The organism is Stenotrophomonas sp. UBA7606 (assembly GCF_002477705.1).
Taxonomy (GTDB): Bacteria; Pseudomonadota; Gammaproteobacteria; order Xanthomonadales; family Xanthomonadaceae; genus Stenotrophomonas.
This window is the reverse complement of sequence record NZ_DLJW01000133.1, coordinates 77,541-94,298: the sequence shown is the minus strand read 5'-3', so window position 1 is coordinate 94,298 and position 16,758 is coordinate 77,541. Positions and strand designations below refer to the sequence as shown.

General features: G+C 60.4%; 13 protein-coding genes. 11 read left to right on the top strand and 2 right to left on the bottom strand.

Going from position 1 to position 16,758, the window contains the following annotated elements; all coding sequences use genetic code 11:
* Nucleotides 1-16: 16 nt before the first annotated feature.
* Both B2527_RS19010 and B2527_RS19005 read right to left on the bottom strand, forming a co-directional pair.
* Complete coding sequence (locus B2527_RS19010; RefSeq protein ID WP_017355000.1) at nt 17-1,288, bottom strand: site-specific integrase; 1,272 nt, start codon at nt 1,286-1,288, stop codon at nt 17-19.
* On the bottom strand, nt 1,285-1,698 hold the full coding sequence (locus B2527_RS19005) for a MerR family transcriptional regulator (RefSeq protein ID WP_014159604.1): 414 nt from the start codon (nt 1,696-1,698) through the stop codon (nt 1,285-1,287). The genes B2527_RS19010 and B2527_RS19005 overlap by 4 nt, the downstream gene beginning before the upstream one ends.
* A 105-nt stretch (nt 1,699-1,803) precedes the next feature.
* Between B2527_RS19005 and B2527_RS19000 the strand changes: the two genes are divergently transcribed.
* The 11 genes from B2527_RS19000 to B2527_RS18950 all read left to right on the top strand — a co-directional run bounded on the left by B2527_RS19000 (nt 1,804) and on the right by B2527_RS18950 (nt 16,756).
* The gene (locus B2527_RS19000; protein WP_014159605.1) at nt 1,804-2,421 is read left to right on the top strand and encodes a cation transporter; all 618 of its coding nucleotides are present in this window, start codon (nt 1,804-1,806) and stop codon (nt 2,419-2,421) included.
* Nucleotides 2,422-3,606: 1,185 nt separating this feature from the next.
* The gene (locus B2527_RS18995) at nt 3,607-5,322 is read left to right on the top strand and encodes a phosphoethanolamine transferase (protein ID WP_017354999.1); all 1,716 of its coding nucleotides are present in this window, start codon (nt 3,607-3,609) and stop codon (nt 5,320-5,322) included.
* Between the two features lie 73 nt (nt 5,323-5,395).
* The gene (locus tag B2527_RS18990) at nt 5,396-5,767 is read left to right on the top strand and encodes a diacylglycerol kinase (protein ID WP_017354998.1); all 372 of its coding nucleotides are present in this window, start codon (nt 5,396-5,398) and stop codon (nt 5,765-5,767) included.
* A gap of 141 nt (nt 5,768-5,908) precedes the next feature.
* Nucleotides 5,909-6,220, top strand: a complete 312-nt coding sequence (locus tag B2527_RS18985) for a hypothetical protein (RefSeq protein ID WP_017354997.1) — start codon at nt 5,909-5,911, stop codon at nt 6,218-6,220.
* Nucleotides 6,221-6,276: 56 nt separating this feature from the next.
* Complete coding sequence (locus B2527_RS18980) at nt 6,277-7,530, top strand: TolC family protein (RefSeq protein WP_017354996.1); 1,254 nt, start codon at nt 6,277-6,279, stop codon at nt 7,528-7,530.
* 50 nt (nt 7,531-7,580) lie between these two features.
* The gene (locus B2527_RS18975; protein ID WP_399622552.1) at nt 7,581-8,780 is read left to right on the top strand and encodes an efflux RND transporter periplasmic adaptor subunit; all 1,200 of its coding nucleotides are present in this window, start codon (nt 7,581-7,583) and stop codon (nt 8,778-8,780) included.
* Between the two features lie 15 nt (nt 8,781-8,795).
* Nucleotides 8,796-12,032: an efflux RND transporter permease subunit gene (locus B2527_RS18970; RefSeq protein ID WP_293717255.1), complete on the top strand. Its 3,237-nt coding sequence runs from the start codon at nt 8,796-8,798 to the stop codon at nt 12,030-12,032.
* A 78-nt stretch (nt 12,033-12,110) separates the two neighbouring features.
* Complete coding sequence (locus tag B2527_RS18965) at nt 12,111-14,570, top strand: heavy metal translocating P-type ATPase (protein WP_293717254.1); 2,460 nt, start codon at nt 12,111-12,113, stop codon at nt 14,568-14,570.
* Nucleotide 14,571: 1 nt separating this feature from the next.
* A complete protein-coding gene (locus tag B2527_RS18960; RefSeq protein ID WP_017354993.1) occupies nt 14,572-15,285 on the top strand; it encodes a response regulator transcription factor in 714 nt (237 codons plus the stop codon).
* Nucleotides 15,286-15,367: 82 nt separating this feature from the next.
* On the top strand, nt 15,368-16,090 hold the full coding sequence (locus tag B2527_RS18955) for a hypothetical protein (protein WP_017354992.1): 723 nt from the start codon (nt 15,368-15,370) through the stop codon (nt 16,088-16,090).
* 387 nt (nt 16,091-16,477) lie between these two features.
* Nucleotides 16,478-16,756, top strand: a complete 279-nt coding sequence (locus B2527_RS18950) for a hypothetical protein (RefSeq protein WP_027080079.1) — start codon at nt 16,478-16,480, stop codon at nt 16,754-16,756.
* The last annotated feature ends 2 nt before the right edge of the window (nt 16,757-16,758 follow it).

Sequence of the window (16,758 nt, the reverse complement as noted above, 5' to 3'; positions counted from 1 at the left end):
GGAGGTTATGAGGGGATCAATCCCAGTGCCGGCCGTCGTCTGTATTGAGAGACGCTTCCAGGAAACACTGGTGCGTATCGGCCATGCGGTGCATGTCATCGAGCAACGTGGCCAGGATTTCATCCAGATCCCGGTCGGGATCGGTGGGAACAGTCAACTGGTACTCGCTGCTGGCAGTGTTCAGGCGCACAGCCTGGAACGGGGCCAAGCAGATCTCTTCGATCCGGCCTCGGGCCTTGGCCGCGCCGCGGCCCGTGCGGGCAAACGGGGTCAGCACCATGCGCAGGCGCAGCTGCAAGGCCGGTTTGCCCTCGGGCGCCGGCAGTGCCATCGCCGGTACCGGCGCGGTTGGACTGGGCAGGCTTGCTTCAATGCGGTCACGGGCAAAGGGGTCACGCCCGTCGAGATAGCGCATGGCCGACTGCACATCGCGCCAGCCCACGTACTCCATCAGCGCCTTCATGTCCCAGCCTTGGTCGTTGGCCCAGCTGGCAAAGCCGCGGCGCAACGAATGGCTGCTGTGGAGCCCCGCATCGGCAAAGCCGGCACTGGTCAGCAACTCGCGTAGCAGGCGCACCAAGCTGTTGGGATGCAGGCCCTCGGCGCTCACCTGGCCCCATTGGTTAACCGCCCGAAACACCGGCCCTTCGTGCAGGTCGGCCGCCTGCAGCCACACCTGGGTCGCCTCCACCGGGCACAACCGCGACAACGCCGGCACCTTGTAGGTGACGCCGGCGGCCTGGCGGTCGCCCTTGCTGCGCGGCAGGAAACAGGTCATCCCCTGTCCCGGCACCAGCGTGAGATGGGCCACGTCCAGACGCAGCAGTTCATCGCCACGGAAGCCCCGCCAGAATCCGAGCAGCACCAACGCTCGGTCGCGTTGATGGCGCAGCGCCGCCGCTCCGTCGCCCCGGGCATGCGCCGCCGCGATCGCGGCAGCCAACCAGTCATCGAGCTCGACCAGCCGCCGAATCTGCAGCGGCGCGGCTTGCTTGACCTGGCCCGGGTGCAGGGTCTGGATGCCTTTGAGCACCTTGCGCACCAGCGGCGACCGGGTCGGGTCGACAAAGCCGTGGTCGCGGTGCCAAGAGGCAATGGCGGCCAGCCGGTGGCGAAGCGTGCTGGCGGCTAGGGTCTGCGCATACGCGGCCAGGTACCGCGCCACGCTGTCCGGTGTCGCTGGGAGGTGGCCTTGCCATTCAACCTCGAAGTGCCGCAGCGCCGACGCATAGCTGCGCACCGTGTTCTGGCGCGTGGCTGCATCGAGGTAGCGGTCCAGTTCGGTCACTGGCGCGTGGCCTCCACAGCGACCGGCTGCCGCAGGGTCGACAGGATGGTGCATTCAGCCCGCTGCCCACCGTGGCAACTGGCAATCACCCGTTCCAACTCGGTGGCCATGCGCTCCAGGTCGGCCATGCGCGCCCGCACGTCGGTCAGATGGCTGCGTGCCAGCCGGTCCACGTCCCCGCACGAAAGCTCCTCATCGCCGGCCAGCTGCAGCAGGCTGCGGACCTCCTCCAGGCTGAAGCCTAGGTCCCGGCCGCGCGCAATGAAGCGCAGCCGCTCGATGTCGGCCGGGCCATAGACCCGGTAGCCATTGCCCGAGCGCCCCGGGCGCGGCAACAGGCCGATCCGCTCGTAATAGCGGATCGTCTCCAGGTGGCATCCACTGGCGTCGGCAGCCTCACTGATTTTCATTCGTAGTACGCTTGACTCCGTAGTAGCTACGGACTTTACACTCACCTGCTGTGTCATGCCAGCGACCCGCCCGGGCCCGGCTTCCCTGCGACTGGAGATGTTCCGATGAGTGATTGCGGCTGCCACCACGAGGCCAAGAATGCGCAGGAGCGGCGCGTCCTCTGGATCGCCCTAGCGTTGAACGCGGCGATGGCCGTGATCGGCGGCATCGCCGGCTGGATTGCCCATTCCACTGGCCTGCTGGCCGACGCTCTGGACATGCTGTCCGATGCCACCGCCTATGCCATTGGCCTGGTCGCTATCGGGCGCACGGCGCGCTTCAAGGCCAATGCCGCTTGGGTCAGCGGCAGCGTGCTGCTTGTGCTGGGTGTGGGCGTGTTGGTTGAGGTGGGCCGCCGGGTGATGTACGGCGCCGAGCCGGTCAGCGGCTGGATGATTGGCACCGCCCTGCTGTCGCTGGCGGTCAATATGGCGGTGCTGCGCATGCTGGCACCGCTAAAGTCCGGCGAAGTGCATCTGCGAGCGACGTGGCTGTTCACGCGGGCCGATGTGGTCGCCAATGTTGGGGTGATCCTGGCCGGTCTGTTGGTGTGGTGGCTGGCCAGCCCGTACCCGGATTTCGTGATCGGCGCCCTGATCGGCCTGTATGTGATCAAGGAAGCCTTCGAGATTTTAGGTGATGCCCGCCGGGCAGGTGCCGACGCGCGCAAGACGGCTGCATGACCAGGCTTGGCCGACTGAGCTCGGACTCTGGCGGCTGCGCTTGAACCCGGCACTGTCACGTGGCGCAGCTGGCCCCCGACCTAATCCGTCGCAGCTCAATCTGCGTGACCGTGCGGAAGCTCAGGCAAAACGTTAACTTTCTGTTCTTCGGATGCCGGATTCCGTCAATTTCCCGCGCCAGCTTTTGCCTGGCCACCTGACTCGCAGAGGCCACTCGAGCCCGCGAGATTGATGAATAAGCGTCAGCTTGCTGATGAGCGGTACCCAAGGTATCTTTCCGGCCTCAAATGTATCAGTCCTAGCCACACGTGCCTTCCATTGTCATCCATGCCAAGCGCTACGCTCTGGCACTGCTGCTCGCAGTGATGATCATCGTGCCTGTCGTTGATGCTTCGGTCTGCTTCTCTGAGGAGCAGTCACACCAGGAAGTGGCAGGGCCAGGCGATGGCCACCCCGATAAGGCGCATGCCGCTTGTGGTCACGGTCACTGCCACCACAGCAGCACTTTTGTGGCGTCCAACGGTTTCACCAGTGCCGAAGCCGCAAGAAATGAAGGCGGGCACACGTTCTACGAACAGCCCATGACGTCCCACATCCCGGACACGCTGATTAGACCTCCCAGGCTTTGATCGCATAAAAGGCGCAACGCGCCTGTCAGTCCTTCTGCGATCACCTTTGTGTAGGTCTTTCCATGAACACATCTTGTTGCTGGGCGCTCCGTGCGCTCGGCCGACGCGTGGCTGCACGTGCAGTCGCCGGCCAGTACTGCGCCGCCTTGAAGAAGGCGACCTGAATGCCCTTCTCAACATCTACCAATCTCCGAACTGCACGCGATCGAGCGGCACTACTGATGGCAACCTCCGTGCTTGCCATCGGCGCATCTCTTGGTGTGCGCGATTTTGGGCCTGTCGACGAACCGAGATTTGCCTTGGTTGCCACCCAAATGGTGGCAACCGGAAGCTCGCTGTTCCCGCGTCGGGGAGCGGAGCTGCACCCAGACAAGCGTCTCTTCATGTGGATCTCGGCTGCACTGCTGTCACTGACCCAAAACCTGCGGACCGCGGTCCTGGCCCCTTCGCTGGTGTCAGGCGTTGCATATGTGTGGATGGCTTTCCATCTAGGAACGCGCAATGGCGGCCGTGTGCGCTAGGGGCGCGCGCGGTGGTCAATAAAAAGGAATCACCAATGCATTACGTGAAAACAGAATTCAACCGAGGCAGTTCGCGCGGGGGCCTAGGCTCAGATCCACTGGGCCGTCTTGGCAAGCCCATCTGCGGCCCGCAGCTGGGCGTCAACACGTTGATTATCATCGTGGCGATGTACTTCACGTTCTTTCTCAACAGCGCGTTCTTCGCAGAAGTAATTGCGAAGAGTGGTGCGGACGGAGCAGCTCGTGCGCTACTTGTTATCTCTACGGGAGCGATCCTCACTGCCTTGAATGTGCTCATTCTCGGATTGCTATGCGTTCGATGGACGGTGAAGCCGGTTCTTGCATTGCTTCTCGTCGTGTCCGCTACTGCTGCCTACTATTCAGACAATTACAGCGTCTACTTCGACGCCAGCATGGTACGAAATGTGCTGAAGACCGACGGCGCTGAAGCCGGAGAGTTGCTGACCTGGGGCTTCTTTCTTGCGGTACTAATTAAAGGCGTCGTGCCAGCTATCGCGGTATGCATGGTAAGGCTCCAACGTTCTTCCAATGTGACGCGGGCGATACTTGCAAGAGTGCTTCTACTTGGCATGGCGGTTGTTGTAATCGTTGGCGCGGCAATTGCGTCATTCGACGACCTCTCATCACTCATACGCAATCACAAGCAAGTCAGATACCTTGCAAACCCTGGAAACTACATCGCTTCCATTGCGAAGGTTGTGCGAGAAGACACCCGTGCGGAGCGCGGTCCGATCCAAGTGGTTGGCCCCGATGCCATGATGACGCCTCATCCGCCAGGCGCGAAGCCCCACTTCTTGGTCATCGTTGTAGGTGAGACGGTTCGTGCGCAGAACTGGGGTTTGAATGGATACGGCAGACAGACAACGCCACAGTTGGCAGCGTTGGACGTCGTCAACTTCTCGGACGTGACTGCCTGCGGGTCAAATACTGAAGTTTCCGTGCCTTGTATGTTCTCGGTGTATGGAAGGCGAGACTACGATCGAGACAAGATCAGGGGCTCAGAGTCGCTGCTCCATGTGCTTGAGCGAGCTGGCATCAAGACGTTATGGCGGGACAACCAGACAGGTTGCAAGGGGGTTTGCGCGGACCTGGCGTTTGAGTCCTTCCGCGTGCCTACCAAGGATGGGTTGTGCGATGACCAAGCGTGTCGCGATGAGATCATGTTGCGGGGATTGCATGACGCTATCGATGACAATCCGGGTGATGTTGTGGTCGTTCTGCATCAGCTGGGGAACCACGGGCCGAGCTACTACAAGCGATATCCCGAGGATCTGAGGAAGTTCACGCCTGACTGCCGCAATGCAGATCTGGGCAAGTGCACGCGCCAGCAGATCGTCAATGCGTATGACAACGCAGTCCTTGCGACAGATGACTTCCTTGGAAAGACCATCCGGATGCTTGAGCAGGATCAGAGCCATGACACTGGATTGATCTACGTTTCCGACCACGGTGAGTCACTGGGAGAGGCGAACGTCTATCTCCACGGTCTCCCCTATGCCATTGCTCCCGACACTCAGATCAAAGTGCCCATGGTCATGTGGATGTCCGAGGGCATGAAGAGCAGCAACAACCTGGACCTTCAATGTGTCCGGGACCGATCAAACCGCCCGGCCAGCCACGACAACCTCTTCCATTCTGTACTCGGCCTCATGAACGTCCGGACGAAGTCGTTGGACGAAAGCCTGAATCTTTTCTCCGGTTGTTCCATCAACGCCGGGTCCACTTCATAACGGGCGACAACGAGCACGCTGCTGGAAGCGCCCAGCAGCGGCTCTTGGGGTCCTAAATTAAGGAAGCAACACAGTGGCAGATATGTACGGTCATCGTCCGCGGAGCATTGCCCGCGTTTTCAAGGCGCTCCGCTGGTCCCTCCAAGGACTACGATCAGCTTGGCTGCATGAATCCTCGTTTCGACTCGAGGTTGTCGCGGCCGTGGTGGCACTACCGGCAGCGATTCTGCTGGGCCACTCAGCGGTTGAGCGAGCACTTCTAATGGGGAGCGTGCTGGCTGTTCTGGCCTTGGAGCTGCTGAACTCCGCCATCGAAGCGGTTATCGAACGGTATGGCCCAGAGATCCATGAGCTGGCGGGTCGCGCTAAAGATATGGGTTCGGCCGCTGTGTTCGTGGCTCTTTGCAATGTCGCCCTCACATGGGCCGTTATCCTTGTGGGTTGATTCCCTGGGTCCCGACCTGAACGGGGCTAGGGTGCGTTCAAGCACAGCCACCGTAGTGTTTTTATGTAATTGTATCCGTCCAAAAGAGGTTGCTAACCTTTCCCAATGCGTCGCTCTCTGCCTGCTATTCGTATATACCTGATGCTGCTGCTTTTGGCGGCGTTCGTGGTCGTGCCTGTGGCCGAGGCATTGGCGTGCGCGCAAGAAGCGACGGTCAGCGTGGGCGATGTGCACGCCTTGCAAAGTGATTCAGACTCCGAGTCGAGCAAGAGCAAGGATTCGTCCAGTGCCGATGCCTGTGGCCATGGGCATTGCCACCATTCAACGGCAAGCCTCCCAGCTGCCGGTCACGACGATCTGTTCGCCGATGGCCGGATCTCGCTGCACAGTACCGAGCACGTGGACGTCTACGCGCTACGACTCGACGGTCCCATGCGCCCCCCCCGTATCTGATCTGGCTCTGCCTCGCACTTGCGGGTCGTTCGCTCAGATAATTTACGGGAGTTTTTATGTCGATTTTGCCAGGCCGGTCGCTTTCAGCGACCGGGTTGACTGTCGCTATTCTGTTGGCGTTGGTGCCAATCGGACATGTAGCTGCTCAAACTGCACCATCTTACGAATCGTTGCTTTCTCGCTTGAACCAGATGCCTGCGACGGTCCAAGGCGTCGCGCTGGCTGAGGCAGCCGAGGCGCGGGTACAACAGGCTCGGGCACTGCCCAATCCGACGGTCTCCATCGAAGCGGAGAACGCCTACGGCACTGGTCCCTACAAAGGTTTCTCAAACGCTGACAGCATTGTCACCCTCTCCCAGCCGCTGGAGATTTGGGGTCAACGAGGGGCCCGAGTGCGCGCCGCGCGTGCGGAGGCTGGGGCTGCAGGCTTGCGGGGTGATCTGATGCGCAGTGACGCAGCGGGTCGCCTGGCGGCGACATACGCCGAAGCAGAGGCTGCGCTGCGCCGATATGAGTTGGCCAGCGAGGCATTGGCCTTGATTGAACAGGACGCCAAGGCGGTAGCTGCGATGGTCAGCGAGGGACGTGAGCCCAACCTGCGCGGTGTGCAGGCACGGAGCGAGGTCGCCAATGCAAAGGCAAGCCTGGATGAGGCCGAGGCCTACCGGGATGCGGCGCTTGCTCGCCTGGCCGGCGTGTCCTTGGTGGACAGCCCCCTGACCGACATCGGTGAAAGCCTGCTTGACCGCGTGCCCTCTCACCCAGTCGCTATTGAGGTCGCCCCGCTTGCCGTTCGCATTGCCCAAGCTGAAGCGGAAGCCTCCGGCCGCCTTATCGATGTCGAGCGCAAGCGTGCGTTGCCACAACTGAGTGCATCCGTGGCTCAGACGCGCTTCCGCCAAGCGGGCGACCAAGCTTACAACGTGGGCATCAGCCTTTCGATCCCCCTATTCGATCGTAACCGCGGTGCGATCCAGGCGGCCTATGCGGAACAACGTGCTGCCGAAGCGGTTCTGGAGGCTCAGAGGCGTGACAGTGAGGCGGCCCGTTTGGGAGCGGTAGCGAGTCTCAAGGCATCCAACAGCCGCGTACGAGCAGCGGATGAAAGCGTACAGGCCGCAGATGAAGCCTATCGGCTGGCCCGCATCGGATTCGAGGCAGGTCGTATATCGCAATTGGAGCTGCGCAGCACGCGATCAACCCTGATCGCTGCGCGTGGCAGTGCTGTGGATGCCCGTCTTAGCCGGGTGGCAGCAGAAATCGACCTCGCCCGCCTTGAAGGGCGCGCACCGTTTGTGGAGGCAAAATGAACAAGTACGGAAACAAGACGCTCATCGGAGCGACGCTGCTGGCTACCTTGATGATGACCGGCGCGCTGACCTCATGCAGTGGCGGGGCGCAGGAGGATGCCAAATCCACCGGTACGGAGGCAGAAAAGCCGGCTGGAAAGGATGATGGTCACGACGATCACGCAGCTGACGCAAAGCCGGGCTCCGCCGAGGCGCACAGTGAAGGTGATGGTGATGGCGAACATGGCGAAGAGGAGTCCGAGGAAGGTGTAGTCAAGCTGACGCCTGACCAGATCAAGGCATCTGGCATCGGCGTGGTGGCTGTCGGCCGCGGCGGTGGCGCATCGACCCGCCTTGCAGGTCGCGTCGAGCCGGCCATCGGGGGGCGTGCTGCCATCGCCTCAACGGTCACCGGCCGCGTTGAGCGCGTGCTTGTTGCGCCGGGTACAGCCGTCAAGAGCAACCAGCCCCTGGTGATCATTGTCAGTGGAGAAGCTGCGACCTTCAAAGCCGCCGCCACTGCCGCTGCGGCGGAGGCCGAAGCCATCCGCCTGGCCTACGGCCGCGACAAGTCTCTTGTCGAGCAGGGCGTAGTGGCTCGCCAGGAGCTGGAGGCCTCGCGCGCGCGCTCTTTGGCCGCTGATGCCGCCGCTAGTGCTGCACGTGCACAGGTAGCGGCCAGTGGATCTCCGGACAGTTCCGGCCGGGTGACAATCTCCAGTCCTGTCGCTGGCGTGGTTGGCAACGTCCAAGTGACGCCCGGTGGTGTCGTCTCAGCTGGAACGCTTGTTGCGGAGGTTTCCAATCCGGACATGAATGAACTCGTATTCACTGCACCGCCAGCACTGGCCACTCTCGCGGTGCCCGGAATGAAGCTGGAAGTGACTGGCCCGGGCGGAAGCTTCGAAGCTGAGGTGATTGCCGCCGCTGCGAATGTGATGCAGCAGGGAGGCACCGCGACCATTCGCGCCAAACCAATTTCGGAGAAGTTGCCACCGGCCGGCTCCCCCGTTTCGGCCGTCATCATCGCCGATGGCGCAGCTGAAGGCATGAGCGTCCCGGCGGATGCGGTCCAAAGCGTTGATGGCAGAAGTGTTGTGTTCGTTGCTGTCGAGGGAGGCTTTAAGGCAACGCCGGTACTCGCTGGCCGTCGTGCAGGTAATCGAATCGAAATCCTTAACGGTCTGACAGGTAGTGAGCGCCTCGTAGGCGCCAATGCCTTCCTGCTCAAGGCCGAACTGGCCAAGGGCGAAGCCGAGCACGGCCACTAAGGGAACTCATACACCATGTTCAAGATCATCATTGAAGCAGCGGTCAAGTTCCGTTGGCTCGTGGTGTTTCTGGCTGCTTCGATTGCCTGCTTTGGCTTGTTCCAACTGAGCAAGCTGCCAGTCGATGCTGTACCAGATATCACCAACCGCCAGGTTCAGATCAATACCATCGCACCTGCCCTTACTCCGGAGCAGATTGAACGCCAGGTCACCTATCCTCTGGAGACGGCCTTGGCCGGCATCCCAGGTCTGAACACCACTCGCTCCCTATCACGCAATGGCTTCTCTCAGGTCACCGCGATCTTCACTGATCAGACCGACATCTATTTCGCCCGCCAGCAGGTGGCAGAGCGGATGCGGGAGGCTGCCGGAGATCTGCCCGAGGGCGTGTCCCCCATGCTCTCCCCGGTTACAACCGGGCTGGGCGAGGTTCTCATGTGGACGGTGGACTTCAAGCCATTCGACCCCAAGAAGCTGGCCAAGCCCGGCCAGGCTGGCTGGCAAGAGGGTGAGGTCTACCTGACACCAGAGGGCGATCGTCTTGGAACCGCCCAGGAGCGCGCAACGTACCTGCGTACTGTCCAGGACTGGATCATCGCACCACAGATGCGCTCCAGCCCCGGCCTGGCCGGTGTTGATACGGTGGGTGGGTACGTCAAGGAATACGGCATCTACCCCGACAGCGCTCGACTGGCGGCATACAACTTGGGTCTGGCCGATCTGGTCCAAGCACTGGAACGCTCCAACGTCCAGGCTGGCGCCGGATTCGTCCAGCGTGCGGGCGAAGGCCTGGTCGTTCGGGCCGACGGCCTTGCCCTTACGACCGACGACTTGGCTCAGTCGCCCGTTGCCACCAAGGACGGTGTGGTCATCCGGGTGGCCGATGTTGCCGAGGTCGGTATGGGGCGCGCCCCACGGCTTGGTGCAGCTAGCCGAAATGGTCATGAGGCGGTACTGGGCACGGCGCTCATGATCGCCGGCGGCAACAGCCGCACCGTCGCTCAAGCTGCAGCTGAGCGCCTGGCACAGGTCAATGAATCTCTGCCCGCCGATATCTTCGCAGAGCCAGTGCTGGACCGTAGTGTGCTGGTTAACTCCACTGTCAAGACTGTCGCCAAGAACCTGACCGAAGGTGCCCTGCTGGTCGTAGTTGTGCTGTTCCTGCTCCTGGGCAACCTGCGTGCGGCAGCCATCACCGCATTGGTCATTCCGCTGTCGTTCCTGTTCGCTGTTATCGGCATGAACAAGTTCGGTATCAGCGGCAACCTGATGAGCCTGGGTGCGCTGGACTTCGGAATCCTTGTAGATGGCGCGGTAATTGTGATCGAGTCCACCCTGCTGATGCTTGGCAAGCGGCGTGCCGAACTTGGCCGACCCCTCAATGCCATGGAGCGACTGCGTGTAGCCGCCGACTCGGCGAGGAAGATGGCGCGTCCTGCAGCCTTCGGTCAGGTGATCATCCTGTTGGTGTTCGCACCGATCCTTACCTTGGAAGGTGTGGAAGGCAAGACGTTCCACCCGATGGCCGCCACCTTCATGCTCGCCCTCGTTGGCGCATTCATCTTCTCCTTTACCTTCGTACCGGCGATGGCTGCCCTGCTGGTCAGGGAGCCCAAGCTCCACGCGAAGAAGGAAGGACACGAGGGCGACCAGGACGAAGAACATGAGACAGCCATCATCCGCGTCCTGCGCGGCCGCATCGAACCGGTGATCCAAGCGGCGATTCGTAGGCCCAAGGCAGTGTTCGCTGGCGCCCTCGTGATGCTCGCAATGGGCGTGGTCGGCTTTACGATGCTGGGTCGAGAGTTCATGCCAACGCTTGATGAGGGAAATCTCGCTATGCAAGCGTTGCGTGTGCCATCTACGTCGCTTGAGCAATCGTTGGCTATGCAATTGGCGCTGGAGAAGGCCATTGCTGCTGAACCAGAGGTTGTGACGGTCTTCTCGCGGACCGGTACTGCAGAAGCAGCTATCGACCCCATGCCGACCAACATCTCCGACAGTGTGATCGTACTTCAACCGAGAAAGGAGTGGCCAGACTCTTCCCTGAGCAAGGAGGATCTGATTGCAAGGTTTGAGAAGATCGCCGCCTCGCAGATAGGCAACAGCTTTGAATTCAGCCAGCCCATCGAGCTGCGCTTCAATGAGCTGATCTCAGGCGTGCGTACGGACCTGGCCGTCATGATCTACGGCGACAACTTCGAGCAACTGCAAGCTGTTGCCGATCAGGTCGCGCTGAAGCTGAGGAATGTCCAGGGCTCAGCGGATGTCCGTGTTGAACAGATTTCCGGCCTGCCCACGCTCAATGTGGCAATCGATCATCTTGCAGCTGCGCAGTATGGCCTCACGGCAGCGGACGTGAGCGACGCGCTTTCAACCGGTATTGGCGGCGCTGCGGCAGGCAAGATCTTCGAGGGCGACCGCCGGTTCGATGTTGTTGTGCGCCTCGGCGACGATGCACGCAATGACCCCGATCAGCTCGCGTCACTGCCGATTGCAACTCCAACTGGGGGCATCGTGCCGCTCTCCTCTGTCGCACGCATTGAGATCAGCGAGGGGCCGAACCAGATCAGTCGAAACAATGGAAGCCGTCGTGTGGTGGTGCAGGCAAATGTTCGCGGTCGTGACTTGGGCGGGTTTGTTGGAGAGGCCCAGGCGGCGGTGAAGGACGTACAGCTTCCGCCGGGCGCCCACATGACGTGGGGAGGTCAGTTCGAGAACTTGCAGCGGGCTGAAAAGCGACTCATGACAGTTGTTCCGATTGTCTTCCTATTGATCGGCAGCCTGCTGTTCATGGCATTGGGCAGCGCAAAGGAGGCGGGCCTGGTGTTCACCTGCGTCCCACTGGCCCTGGTTGGCGGAATTCTCGCGTTGCTGGTGCGTGGTATGCCGTTCTCGGTATCTGCCGCCGTCGGATTCATCGCGGTATCGGGTGTTGCGACCCTGAATGGATTGGTGCTCATGCAAGCCATCAGAGAGAGGCTTGATGCAGGTGACAGTCCATTGATCGCTGCAATGAACGGTGCCGGCAGCCGAATTCGCGCGGTGGTGACCACCGCGCTGGTGGCGATCGTTGGCTTCATTCCAATGGCTATTGCGAGTGGATCTGGTGCTGAGGTGCAGAAGCCTCTCGCCACGGTGGTCATTGGCGGCCTGTTGACCGCAACAGTACTGACACTTCTTGTGCTGCCGACATTTGCGGGGCGCTTGGCCAAGGCAGGCCCGAAAGGGCAACCGGAAACTGTCCACTGAATGATGGAGTGTTTGGGCCCGGCAGAGCATCTGCCTGCCGGACTTCCCGTTCCATTTTTATGACGTTGGAGGGAACAAATGAACCTGACCACAGAACTCGAACTGCCAGTAATACTCCCAGGTGTCTCTCGGGACGACAGCTGCGTCCAGAGGCTGGTCGCTGGTCTTCAGGACATGGAGGGAGTATCGCGCGTGCACATTCGCGAGGGTAGCGACGAAGCTCTCGGAACGCTCTGCATTCATTACGACCCCGAGATCGTCTCGCTTCAGCGAGTGCGAGAGGTGGCGGCATCCGTGGGCATTGAGTTGGGTGATCGGTATGGCCACCTTTTCTTGGAGCTTGGTTCGGCCGTTCACGCACGAAAGGCAAGGACAATTGCGGCGCAAGTGCAGGCCGTACCAGGCGTCATTGAAGCCACCACCAGCCCAGCTGGTGGCATAAGCATCGAGTACGAGAGAGCCAAGACAGGCGAGGCGGAGCTGAGAGCGAAGCTTGAGGCGCTGGGTGTAGCGCAAGAGCCACCGAGTCCGAGGGGAGATTTGAAGGATCAGCACGAAGGACACGATCACAAGGACCGACAGGACCCCGGTCATTCCCACGGGGGCACGCTAGGTGGCAATAGTGAGCTGATCTTCTCACTTGCTTGCGGCCTGCTCCTGATCGTGGGATTTGCGATTGAAAAGCTTGGGTTGACCCAAACGCCCTGGATCCCCACAGCGTTTTACGTAGCAGCCTACGTCTTTGGCGGCTGGTTCACGCTTGGCGAGGCGATCGGGAACATCAAGCTGAAGCGCTTTGAGATCGATACGCTGATGCTGGTTGCAGCGGCAGGCGCAGCCGCGCTCGGCGCATGGGCCGAAGGCGCCTTGCTTCTGTTCCTCTTCAGTCTCGGTCACGCCCTTGAACACTACGCGATGGGCCGGGCTAAACGTGCGATAGAAGCTCTCGCCAAGCTTGCCCCAGAAACTGCCAGGGTGCTGAGGAATGGGCAGGTCGTGGAAGTCCAGGTTGAATCGTTGATACCTGGAGATGTGGTGGTCGTACGTCCCAATGACCGGATGCCGGCGGACGGATTCGTTATCAAAGGGGCTAGCAGCGTTGACCAAGCCCCTGTCACCGGGGAAAGCATCCCGGTTGATAAGCTGGCAGTCAATGACGCTGCTCTAGCACGGGATCGACCTGATTCGGTGGTAATGGAGTCACGTGTTTTCGCCGGCACTATCAATGGCTCCGGCGCCCTGGAGGTTGAAGTCACGCGTCGATCAGGCGAATCGGCACTGGCCCGCGTCGTCAAGATGGTAAGTGAGGCTGAGACTAGGAAGTCGCCCACGCAGCGCTTCACGGACAAGTTCGAGAGAGTATTCGTTCCCGCGGTGTTGATTCTGGCTGTGCTCCTCCTTTTCTCCTGGGTTGTGGTTGATGAGCCATTCCGTGACAGCTTCTATCGTGCTATGGCAGTTTTGGTGGCAGCGAGCCCCTGTGCACTGGCCATAGCCACGCCAAGTGCTGTTCTGGCGGGCATCGCAAGAGCGGCACGTGGTGGTGTGCTCATCAAAGGTGGGGCGCCACTCGAAGAGCTAGGAATGATCCGCGCCATCGCGTTCGACAAGACTGGAACGCTCACTGAAGGCAAGCCGCGAATTACCGACATCAAAGTGATGCAGGGAACGACAGAGCAGGAACTGCTTCACGTTGCCGTCGCCGTCGAGGCTTTAAGTGACCACCCTTTGGCCGCAGCTATCGTTCGAGATGGTAATACTCGCCTGGGCGATGGACCGGTCATGGTAGCGACAGACCTCGCTAACTTCGCTGGAAGAGGCGTTCAGGCGAAGGTGAACGGCATTGACGTGTGGATAGGAAAGGCAGAAATGTTCGGTAACGACGGCATTGGCGCTCTATCCGCGGGTGCGGAGTCTGCCATTGAGGAGCTCCGTAACGCCGGCAGAACCACGATGGCCGTTCGCCTAGGTGATCGCGACCTAGGTGTCATCGGCCTTATGGATACGCCCCGGCCAGAGGCGCGTGAAGCCCTGGACAAGCTAAGGCGCTTGGGCATCCAACGAATGATCATGATCTCTGGCGACCACCAGACTGTAGCTCAAGCCGTGGCAACGGACGTGGGTCTAAACGAGGCATGGGGAAATCTCATGCCTGACGACAAGGTGAAGGCAATACGTCAGTTGAAGGAGACGGAGCGAGTGGCAATGGTCGGCGACGGTGTGAATGACGCACCCGCAATGGCTAATGCCAGCGTCGGAATTGCAATGGGTGCCGCCTCTTCGGACGTAGCGCTGGAGACTGCCGACGTCGCGCTTATGTCTGAGGATTTGAGACAGGTTGCATTCTCTGTAGCGCTTAGTCGACGCACGAAACGGGTGATCCGTCAGAACGTGTATGTGAGCCTGGGCGTCGTAGCGTTGTTGGTTCCTGCGACCATCCTAGGTCTTGGCATTGGACCGGCTGTGGCAGTGCATGAAGGTTCAACCTTGTTGGTTGTATTCAATGCGCTGAGGCTCCTTGGCTTCCGTCAGTCGTGACATGCGAATTCTAGTGATTGAGCGCGATCGAGAAGTCGCTTTGAAGATTCTGGCCTACTTCGAGGCCCGAGGGCATCAGCTTGATACCATCGGGGACGGCATCGCCGGCCTTCACTTTGCGGCGTCCAATGGTTACGACGCAGTCATTCTTGATTGGATGCTTCCTCGCATGGAAGGCCCGGAGGTTCTGAGAAGGCTGCGGTTGAATCACGGTGTTTCAGTTCCTGTTGTGATGTTGGCTGCAAAGGTTGCGCTCTCGGACAAAATCATCGCTTTCCGCTCCGGTGCAGATGACTATGTGACCAAGCCTTTTGAGCTCCCGGAGCTCGAAGTTCGCCTAGAGGCGTTGGTTTCCCGTACGGAGGGACGCGTAACAAGGAGGCGGCTGCTGATCGGAGAGCTCACGTTGGACCTGAGAACGTTGGAGGCCACACGGGCTGGAAAACGACTGCATCTGTACCCAGCTTGCAGGAAGCTCCTTGAAGCGCTGATGCGGGCAAGTCCTGCCGCTGTGACCAGGCGGCAGCTTGAGCACACTCTCTGGGGTGACGACCTGCCCGACGGGGATCTTCTGCGATCACAGATGTCCAGCCTGCGGCGAAGCATTGATGGTCCGTTTGAGGAAAAGATGATCCAGACGCTGCCGCGGGTTGGGTATCGACTGATACCGCCATCAAGGCCTATGCCCCCCCCCCGGGGAAGGGAGGCCCTATGACGGTGAGGCGTAGACATGGCTGCAGAGCCGTCAGTGCAGACCTTGAGCGCCTGACTATTTGGCCACGTATTCTGATCAGAGTATGACCATGTGGAAGCCAGCCGCACTCCCAATTGGCGCGTTCTTGGCCGCAGCGATTTGGGGCGCAGCGGCCATGGTGCCCTTCGCGCCGGCATCAGAAGAGATGATGTTTTGGATACCGGTGTCGATTGCGCTAACGAGTGCGGCTGCTGCATTGGTAGTTGCGATGATGCAAGACATCATTCTGGTCGCGGTAAAGAGATGGCCACTGTTCGTGAAATTCTATCCAACCCTCTGCTTGGAGCCACTCCCCTTTGCATTCCTTCCAATCGTGCTGTCACTCGCCGGAATTGCGGAGTTCGGTCCAGCGATGCTGAGTGCAGCTCTATTGCTGATCGGCTTCTCGTTTGCGGAGACTCTCTTCGCCGCCGCCCTCCACAGAGCCCGGGCGACGCCGACCGCGGTTGTGATCTCGATGCAGTGCGCTGCTCTGGTGTTTGCAGTTTACATGTACAAGAAAGGCATCCAAGCGAACGTCAGTGACATCAGTTGGCCGTGGTTCGCATCGTCTGTCACTGCCATGAGTCTATTCTCCTTCCTAGTCGGAAGGTATTGGGCCAACCTGCTTCGTGATGCTGAGGTGGGGTTCTCTCCCTTACTGAAGTGGGTTCTGGTCACCTTCATAGCTGAAGGATCTACTAGTGAATGGAGCCGGTGGAGATTGAAGCAACCTATTAAGCAACGCAGACCACCGGGGCTTCGGTCCAAGCCTCGCAGGAAATAGGATCCGATCAACCAATCCAAATCATGGAGGCTAATTCTTGACAACTGCGAGCGCGACAAATATGACGCAAGGGCGGATGGGACCACCCGTCGTCAGTCTCGCTCTGTGAGAGGTGGCGCATCGAGATCACGTTTGTGGAGGTCTTCTACCGGCCGGAAGCAATACCCCGAGGTAGGTCCGTGGTGGCGACTTCTGGTTTCAATGCGCCCGAAGCCCACCGGAGCCTCAAAGATGCGCGCTCAGGGTTGCAGCGGTCGCTGGCGACAGTCGTCATCGGCCGGAGCCTGTCCCCCGCCTACCAACCTTGCTGGCAAGGCCGGTGTTTTTTGATTGCAAGATTCAGACCTATCCCGCCTGACAATCACATTCCCTGGAGTCACCGCCAACATGAATGAAGCCGAGCTGGAACAAGTGCGTACGGCGATGTTTACCGACCCCGGCGTGAAAGCGGTGGATGACCTGCGCCTAGTCCCCGCCAAAGAGCGCGGTCGTGCGATCGCGGCCACCATCACCGTCGCTGCGCCCTCGGTCGACCTGGACCTGGTGCATGCGGTGATCGCCCGCGTGCTGGCCGATCAATTTGACATCGATCAGGTCATGCTGTGCTTCAACGACCCGGGTCCGGTGCCACCACAGCCCACCGCGGCGCCCTTGAAGAAAATGTGATC

Excerpts from the sequence above, each read along its gene's own strand:
- B2527_RS18985 (WP_017354997.1), top strand. The coding sequence starts at position 5,909 with ATGCTGCTGCTTTTGGCGGCGTTCGTGGTCGTGCCTGTGGCCGAGGCA.
- B2527_RS18980 (WP_017354996.1), top strand. The coding sequence starts at position 6,277 with ATGTCGATTTTGCCAGGCCGGTCGCTTTCAGCGACCGGGTTGACTGTC.
- B2527_RS18960 (WP_017354993.1), top strand. The coding sequence starts at position 14,572 with ATGCGAATTCTAGTGATTGAGCGCGATCGAGAAGTCGCTTTGAAGATT.
- B2527_RS18995 (WP_017354999.1), top strand. The coding sequence starts at position 3,607 with ATGCATTACGTGAAAACAGAATTCAACCGAGGCAGTTCGCGCGGGGGC.
- B2527_RS18950 (WP_027080079.1), top strand. The coding sequence starts at position 16,478 with ATGAATGAAGCCGAGCTGGAACAAGTGCGTACGGCGATGTTTACCGAC.
- B2527_RS19000 (WP_014159605.1), top strand. The coding sequence starts at position 1,804 with ATGAGTGATTGCGGCTGCCACCACGAGGCCAAGAATGCGCAGGAGCGG.
- B2527_RS19005 (WP_014159604.1), bottom strand. The coding sequence starts at position 1,698 with ATGAAAATCAGTGAGGCTGCCGACGCCAGTGGATGCCACCTGGAGACG.
- B2527_RS18975 (WP_399622552.1), top strand. The coding sequence starts at position 7,581 with ATGATGACCGGCGCGCTGACCTCATGCAGTGGCGGGGCGCAGGAGGAT.
- B2527_RS18970 (WP_293717255.1), top strand. The coding sequence starts at position 8,796 with ATGTTCAAGATCATCATTGAAGCAGCGGTCAAGTTCCGTTGGCTCGTG.
- B2527_RS18955 (WP_017354992.1), top strand. The coding sequence starts at position 15,368 with ATGACCATGTGGAAGCCAGCCGCACTCCCAATTGGCGCGTTCTTGGCC.
- B2527_RS18965 (WP_293717254.1), top strand. The coding sequence starts at position 12,111 with ATGAACCTGACCACAGAACTCGAACTGCCAGTAATACTCCCAGGTGTC.